Here is a 7,640-nt window from a genome sequence, read left to right as displayed (position 1 = left end):
TACCGTGCGCTCCTCGGTGAGTTGGACCCTGGGCGCCAACCTGGAAAACCTCACGCTGACTGGCAACGCCGCCGTCAACGGCACCGGTAACGCTCTGGGCAACGTATTGATCGGCAACGCCGGCAACAACGTGCTCAATGGCGGAGCCGGGCGGGACACCCTGATCGGCGGTGCGGGGAATGACACCTATCTTGTCGATAACCTCGGTGACACGGTCACCGAGCTCGCCGGCGAAGGCCGCGATCTGGTACGCACGTCGGTCAGTCATACCCTGTCGACCAACGTCGAGGACGGTCAGTTGCTCGGCATTGGCGCCATCAACCTTGTCGGTAACGCCTCGGACAACAGCCTGGTCGGCAACAGTGCCGCCAACGTGTTGAATGGCCTGGACGGTGCGGACATCCTGGACGGCGGCGCGGGAGCCGATACCTTGATCGGCGGTACCGGCAACGACACGTATATCGTCGACAACCTCAAGGACATCGTCAGCGAAACCAGTACCCTGGACAGCGAAATCGACACCGTGCGTTCTTCGGTGAGTTGGACGCTGGGTGCCAACCTGGAAAACCTCTCGCTGATCGGCACCTCCGCTATCAATGGTATCGGCAACGCACTGGACAACGTGCTGACCGGCAACGCTGCCAGCAATACGCTGAACGGCGGCGCAGGCAACGATCAACTTGATGGCGGCGCAGGCAATGATCTGCTGATCGGCGGCATTGGCACTGACACCCTGAGCGGTGGTGCTGGAGCCGACCGATTTGTGTTCAGCGCGCTGAATGAGCTGGGTATCGACGTTGCCCGCGACGTCATTACGGATTTCAGCAGGCTCCAAGGCGACAAACTTGACCTGTCGAAGCTGGATGCCAATATCCTCGCCACAGGGATCAACAAATTCAGCTTCATCGATTCGGCTGACTTCAGCGGTGCAGGGCAATTGCGCTTCGTCGATCATGTGCTTTCCGGCAACATCGACGGCAATCTGGGAGCGGATTTCGAAATCCAGCTGGTGGGTGTCAACACCTTCAGCGCCAGTGATCTGGTCGCCTGACCGATCGGCTTATGAGTCATTGTGGCGAGGGGATAAATTCCTTCGCCACAAAAATATTTCCGCCAGCCTGTCGATTTCCCCCATCGCCATTCGATTAACCATGGAACCGCTGCAATGGCGGCTTAACTCAGCATCAGGAGATAAGACCATGCGATTTTTGGTGATCGTCAAAGCCAGTCCGGAATCGGAAGCCGGAGAAATGCCCAGTGAAGCGTTGCTGACCGCCATGGGCGCCTACAATGAAGAATTGGTCAAGGCCGGGGTAATGCTCGCGGGTGAAGGCCTGCACCCCAGTTCCAAGGGCGTACGCGTACAGTTTTCCGGCAAGGACCGGACCGTCGTCGACGGCCCCTTTGCTGAAACCAAGGAGCTGATCGCCGGCTTCTGGATCTTCCAGGTCCAGTCGCTGCAGGAGGCCATTGACTGGGTCAAGCGTTGTCCAAACCCGATGGTCAGCGACAGCGACATCGAGATCCGGCAGATCTTCGAAATGGATGATTTCGGCGAGACCTTTACTCCCGACCTGCGCGAGCAGGAAGCACGTCTGCGGGCGCAGATGTCTGATCAATCGTAAAACCTGACACCAGGAGATCCGACCATGAGAATCATTCCCTACCTGACCTTCAACGGTAACTGCAAGGAAGCCTTCGCCTTGTACAAGGACGTGCTGGGCGGCGAGCTGTTTTCCATGTCCTTTGCCGAAGCGCCTGAAGAGACGGGCATGCCCAAGGATAACGACTTGATCCTGCATGCCTGCCTGACCGTGGACGACTTCAGCCTGATGGCCTCCGATTGCCCGCCAGGCCAGCCTTACCGCAAACCGCAGGGTGTTTCGGTGTCCCTCAATGTCGACAGCGTGGCCGAGGCCGAGCGACTGTTCAATGGCTTGAGTGCGGGGGGCAGCGTGCTCATGCCGTTGGCAAAGACTTTCTGGGCGGAACGTTTCGCCATGTTCGAAGACCGTTTCGGGATTGCCTGGATGGTCAACTGCGAAGGTGCGAAGTAGGGGGCGAACGGGGCGTCGGTCTAGAGCGACGCCCTGATTACCAACGGGCAATCCACTGGCTGGGTGCCCGTGACCTCAAGCGTTTCGATCAGGTGCCGGGCGGCCCGGCGGCCGATCTCGTAGTACGGCAGTTGCACCGTGGTCAGGGGCGGGATGAACAGTTCGGCGATGCCGATCATGTTGTCATAGCCGAGCACGGCCACGTCACCGGGAATCTTCAGGCCACGGCCCAACAGCAACTGATAGGCACAAAAGGCAATGCGGTCGTTGCCGCAGATCAGGATGTCGAACTCGGGGCGGCCGTCGACGATGTGCCGGTCGAGGATGGTGGCGGTTTCACCATAGGCATCGTGATCGGAGAGGTCGTATTGCAACAGTGCTTCGGGAGGCAGCCCGAATGCCTGGCAGGCACGCTGCAGGCCGACCTGTCGCAGGCCCCAGGCAAGGCTGCGTTTTGGCAGATTGATGCACAGCGGGCGCCGATAGCCCTGGCTCAAGGCGTGATGCACGGCGCGATGCTGGCCGGTCTCGTCATCGGGCACATAACTGACCAGGCGACCGTCATCCTCCAGGCAGTTGGCGAGCACCAGCGGTTTGCTCTTCAGGCGCTCGGGAATGCTCACCTGGCGCAACCCCATGGCACTGAAGATCAACCCGTCGGGCCGGTGCGAGAGCATCAGGTCGATGTCCTGGTCGGTGGGCGGGTTGTTCAACAGGTTGAGGATGAAGACGTTCCAGCCTGCCTGCTGCGCGGTCTGTTCGATGGACAGCAGCAGCTCGACCGCGAACGGCGTGGTCGCAGTGTCCAGGGCGAACACTCCGATGGTCCGTGCCTGGAGGTTATCGCCACGCATTCTGCGTGCCGACAGGCTCGGTACGAACTGCAACTCATCAATGGCGCTCCGTACCCGCTGAAGGGTTTCGGCGCTCAGTTTTTCCGGATTGTTGAGCGCTCTGGAAACCGTCATAAGGGACACGCCGGCCAGCTGTGCAACGTCTTTCACTGAAGTCATGCGAAGTGGGGCCCATCAGGTTGACGGGCAATCATGACACAGGGTCCGGGCTTCTCGCGACCGTTCATAGCCAGCCTGATCCCAGCGGCCATGCCCTTGGAATGGAGACGCGCCCGCCGGACCCGCTGGCCAGCAACTTCACCCCCAGGCTGTCGGGGCGGGGATAGAGGCGGCTGCTGAGGCTGAAGCGTCCGCTCTGGTCAAACACCTCGATGGACGAACGATCAAGAAACACGCGCAATTCCAGGTGCTCGAGTGATGGGTCTATCGGCACGCTGCGCTGACCGTCGACTTGCGCCCCCGAGCGACTGCGATCCAGTACCAGGCGTTGCAACGCCCCATCGTAGTAGAGCAGGGTTTGTTCGGCGCTTTCGTCATCAGTGCTGCAGCGCAAGGCGACGCCCAGATGACCGTCGGTGCAGCCGAGCAGGTCCAGGTGCACCAGGAGCTCGAGCCGGTCGCCGTTGATGTGCGACACCCCTTGAGTGCCCGGACCGGCCGACGGTGGGGGGCCTGGAAACGGTGCTTGGCGCAAGGCCGTCAGCTCCCGCGCCGGGAACACGCGCAGGCGATCGCCATGCAGCTCAAGTTCGCGGGGCAGACCGAGCATGCCGCACCAGTGATGTGCCTGGCTCGGCATCGGGCTCTCCCACATGTCGAGCCACGCCCACATCAGGCGTCGACCATCGGCGGCTTCCAGTGTCTGCGCAGCGTAGAAGTCATGGCCATTATCCAGTTCGATGAAGGGCCCGCCGACGAAGTGCCAATCGCTGTCGAGCCGGCCTACCCGGTAACCGGCCTGGTACTTGTTGAGACGTTCGTAACCCTGGGGATACATGCCCTGGGGGGAATACAGCAGCACATCGCGTCCGCCCAGTCGAAACAGATCCGGGCACTCCCACATATAGCCGTCGCCTTCACCGCCCCGGTCGACATAATCGAGGAACTCCCAGGTGTGCAGATCCGTCGAGCGGTACAGCGGCAGCAGTGGCGTGTCGCCCAGGCGAGCGCCGGCAATCAGGTACCAATGGTCATCTTGCTTCCAGACCTTGGGATCACGAAAGTGCATGATCGTGTCCTCGGGTGGGCGTTCGATCACCGCGCCGTGCTTGACGAAGTGAATGCCGTCGACGCTGGTGGCCAGGCACTGGACTTGCCGGATCAGGCGTTCATCTCCCATATCCCCCAGCCACGCATGCCCGGTGTAGATCAGCGCCAGGGTATCTCCGCACACCACCGCACTGCCGGAAAAGCACCCGTCGCGGTCGAAGTCGTCGCCCGGTGCCAGGGCAATCGGCAGATGCTGCCAATGGACCAGGTCGACGCTCTTGGCATGGCCCCAGTACATGGGGCCCCATTTCGCTTCGAAGGGATGGTGTTGATAGAACACATGGTATTCGCCGCGAAAGTACACCACTCCGTTAGGGTCGTTCATCCAGCCCGCCACAGGGGCAAGATGATAGTCGGGTCGGTAATCCTGGATCACGCGGGACTGGCCATCGCTCAGCGCCTGCTGTGCATGTTCAAGGGCCGGGGACAGGGTTGCAGGGGGCATAGGTGCGTTCTTGGTATTCAAAGACAAGGTCATAGGGCGCCTGCGGGTGCCGGGTGCAGTGGCACGCTATCGGGCAGGGTTTCAAGGGCGTGGCGCTTCAAGGCCACCCCGTCGGTATCGAACAGGTGCAGATTGTCGGTTTCCAGGCGCAGTGTGACCCGGTCGCCTACCTGCCAGCCTGCGTTCACCTCGCAACGACAGATCAAAGGCTCGTCCTGGCCGGTATCGACGTGCACATAGGTTTCGCTACCGAGGTATTCGACCCCGGTCACGACCACGCCAGCGGATCCTGGCGCGGCTTCCAGCGTCATGTGTTCCGGGCGGATCCCCAGGCTCAGTTGGGTGTCCGCCGCGAGGCCGGAGCTGTCGAAGGGCAGGGATACCTTGCCCAACACGAAGCTTTCCACCAGGCTGGTTTCCCCTGGCGCATGCAGAAACGCCGCAAGAAAATTCATCCTGGGCGAGCCCAGGAAACCGGCGACAAAGCGGCTGGCCGGGCGCTCGTAAAGTTCACGCGGCGAGCCGACCTGCTCGATGCGACCACCGTTGAGCACGACAATTTTGTCGGCCAGGGTCATCGCCTCGACCTGATCGTGGGTGACGTAGATCACGGTCGAACCCAGCCGGGCGTGCAACCGGGCGATTTCGTTGCGCATCTGCACGCGCAGGGAGGCATCCAGGTTGGACAGCGGTTCATCGAACAACAGGATGTCCGGTTCCCTCGCCATGGCCCTGCCCATGGCCACCCGCTGACGCTGGCCCCCCGACAACTCCTTTGGCTTGCGTTGCAGGAGCTTGTCCAGTTGCAGGATCTGCGCGGTTTTCAGCACGCGCTCGCGCAGGCTGGTCTTTTCGGTCTTGGCCAGTTTGAGCCCGAAACTGATGTTGTCGTAGACGGTCATGTGCGGGTACAGCGCATATGACTGGAAGACCATGCCAACGCCACGCTCACGGGGTTCCAGGTCATTGACCCGGCGTCCGTCGATCAGCAGGTCGCCGCCACAGATCGAGTCAAGTCCGGCGATCAGGCGTAGCAAGGTCGATTTTCCGCAACCGGACGGGCCGACGAACACCACGAACTCACCCGCCGCGATGTCCAGGCTGACATCGCGCAGAATGCGCGCGCCACCCAATTGTTTGTTCACGTTGTGCAGTTTCAATTTGCTCACGATGGGGTTCCTTGTCTTTATGGGGCCTCAGCCCTTCAACGCGCCGGCGGTAAGTCCGGAAACGATCCGGCGTTGGAAGATCAGCACCAGGATGACCAGTGGGACAGTGACCAGCACCGACGCCGCCATCAGCAACCCCCAAGGCAGTTCATGGGAGCTGCCGCCAGAGATAAGGGCGATGGCGACCGGGACCGTGCGTTGGGTGTCGGTCAGGGTGAACGTCAGGGCAAACAGGAATTCGTTCCAGGCCGCAATGAAGGCCAGCAGGCCGGTGGTGACCAGTGCCGGCCAGAGCAGCGGCAGCAACACGCGGGTCAGCGTGACCCAGGGTGAGGCCCCGTCCATGATTGCCGCTTCCTCCAATTCGTGGGGCAGTTGTCCCATGAAAGTCGTCAGCACCCAGACGGTGAAGGGCAAGGTGAAAATCGTGTAGCTCAGGATCAGTGCCCAGGACGTGTTGTAAAGGCCCAGGGCCCGTATCACCTCGAACAGCCCGGACAGCACGGCGACCTGAGGAAACATCGACACGCCCAGGACCAGCATCAACACCGTGCCTCGGCCACGAAACTTGACCCTGCCCAATGCATAGGCAGCCGTCAGGCTGAGGAACAGCGCCAGCGCGACCACGCACAGCGAAACCACCAGCGAATTGCCGATGGCCCGCAGGAACGAGGCTTGCTGGAGTACTGCGGCATAGTTGGAAAAGTCAGGGTTGTCGATCCAGTAGCTCACCTGGAACAAGGCCGTGGATGACTTCAGCGACGTGACGATGGCGTAGTAGAAAGGGAAGACCGCATACAGCAGCAGGATCCCGATCAGGCACCAGAACCCGAGGCGCAACAGCGCTTTTTTCAGCAGTCGCCGATTCATGAGCGGACCTCCATCTGGCGGCGTCCGAGGTACAGATAGACGATGGCGATCACTGCCACGACCAGGAACAGCAGGCTCGAGGCGGCGCTGCCGTAACCGACGTCCTGGAATTCCACCAGGTGCTGACGGGCGTAGACCGACATGCTCATGGTGCTCGACGAATTCGAGGTCAGCACATAGATGACATCGAACACCCGCAAGGCGTCGAGAATGCGGAAGATCGCTGCCACCAGCAGCGCCGGCAGCAGCAATGGCAGGGTGACCCGCCAGAACACTTTCAACGGGTGGATGCCATCGACCCGTGCGGCTTCGTAGCAATCGCCCGGCAACATCTGCAAGGCAGCCAGCATCAACAGCGTGACAAAAGGGACGGTCTTCCAGACGTCGACGATAATTACCGCCCACATCGACAGCTGCGCATCTGCGGTCCAGGCCAGGGGCGCGTCAATCAGACCGAGGCCCAGCATCAGGTGATTGATGATGCCGAACTGGTCGTTGAGCATCCATGACCAGATCTTTGCCGAGACAATGGTCGGAATCGCCCAGGGAATCAGGATCAATGCCCGTACCAGGGCGCGCCCGGTGAACCGCACGTTGAGCAACAGCGCCACCAGAAGCCCCAGGACCATTTCCAGTCCCACCGACACCACGGTGAAATGCAGGGTGTTGCGCACCGCGTTCCACCATTGCGGATCCACCAGCACGCCGGACCAGCCGGAGTCGCTGTAGAACAGATAATTGCTCAAGCCGACAAAGGTGCCGCCGCTGGTGTCCGCGAGGCTGGCGTCGGTCAGGCTGAACCAGAGCGTACGCAGCAGCGGCCAGGCCGCCACCAGAGTCAGGCACAGCAGCATCGGCGCCAGGAACAGCCAGGCGGCGCGTACTCGACGGCGTTGTACCGGCGTTTCCCGGGCGGGCAGGTGCTCGGCGCAGGGCGCGTGGGCAGAAGAGACAGACATGGTGATTTCCTTCCTTG

The 7,640-nt window shown here is 61.3% G+C and carries 8 protein-coding genes; 3 read left to right on the top strand and 5 right to left on the bottom strand.

All coding sequences use genetic code 11. The annotated features are described in order from the left end of the window. The 3 genes from AD665_RS23775 to AD665_RS23765 form a co-directional block, all read left to right on the top strand. The coding region (locus AD665_RS23775; RefSeq protein WP_155514797.1) for a calcium-binding protein at nt 1-1,051 on the top strand (1,051 nt) is incomplete at its 5' end. Nucleotides 1,052-1,199: 148 nt separating this feature from the next. Beyond that, nucleotides 1,200-1,625, top strand: a complete 426-nt coding sequence (locus AD665_RS23770; RefSeq protein ID WP_024778557.1) for a YciI family protein — start codon at nt 1,200-1,202, stop codon at nt 1,623-1,625. A gap of 24 nt (nt 1,626-1,649) precedes the next feature. Further along, entirely contained in the window at nt 1,650-2,057 is a 408-nt protein-coding gene (locus tag AD665_RS23765) for a VOC family protein (protein WP_053194123.1), read from the top strand. Between the two features lie 20 nt (nt 2,058-2,077). On the opposite strand, the gene AD665_RS23760 is transcribed toward AD665_RS23765, so the two are convergent. From AD665_RS23760 to AD665_RS23740, 5 genes are all read right to left on the bottom strand, one after another. Beyond that, on the bottom strand, nt 2,078-3,070 hold the full coding sequence (locus AD665_RS23760) for a LacI family DNA-binding transcriptional regulator (protein ID WP_053194122.1): 993 nt from the start codon (nt 3,068-3,070) through the stop codon (nt 2,078-2,080). 64 nt (nt 3,071-3,134) lie between these two features. Next, nucleotides 3,135-4,658: a glycoside hydrolase family 32 protein gene (locus AD665_RS23755; protein WP_053194120.1), complete on the bottom strand. Its 1,524-nt coding sequence runs from the start codon at nt 4,656-4,658 to the stop codon at nt 3,135-3,137. Further along, a complete protein-coding gene (locus AD665_RS23750; RefSeq protein WP_053194118.1) occupies nt 4,655-5,794 on the bottom strand; it encodes an ABC transporter ATP-binding protein in 1,140 nt (379 codons plus the stop codon). Before AD665_RS23750 ends, AD665_RS23755 begins: the two co-directional genes overlap by 4 nt. A 27-nt stretch (nt 5,795-5,821) precedes the next feature. Further along, nucleotides 5,822-6,664, bottom strand: a complete 843-nt coding sequence (locus AD665_RS23745; protein ID WP_024778552.1) for a carbohydrate ABC transporter permease — start codon at nt 6,662-6,664, stop codon at nt 5,822-5,824. Next, a complete protein-coding gene (locus AD665_RS23740; protein ID WP_024778551.1) occupies nt 6,661-7,623 on the bottom strand; it encodes a carbohydrate ABC transporter permease in 963 nt (320 codons plus the stop codon). The genes AD665_RS23745 and AD665_RS23740 overlap by 4 nt, the downstream gene beginning before the upstream one ends. Between the last annotated feature and the right edge of the window lie 17 nt (nt 7,624-7,640).

The organism is Pseudomonas corrugata (assembly GCF_001269905.1).
GTDB lineage: Bacteria > Pseudomonadota > Gammaproteobacteria > Pseudomonadales > Pseudomonadaceae > Aquipseudomonas > Aquipseudomonas corrugata.
Note: the sequence above shows the minus strand (reverse complement) of the source record. Positions and strands in the feature narration are given on the sequence as shown.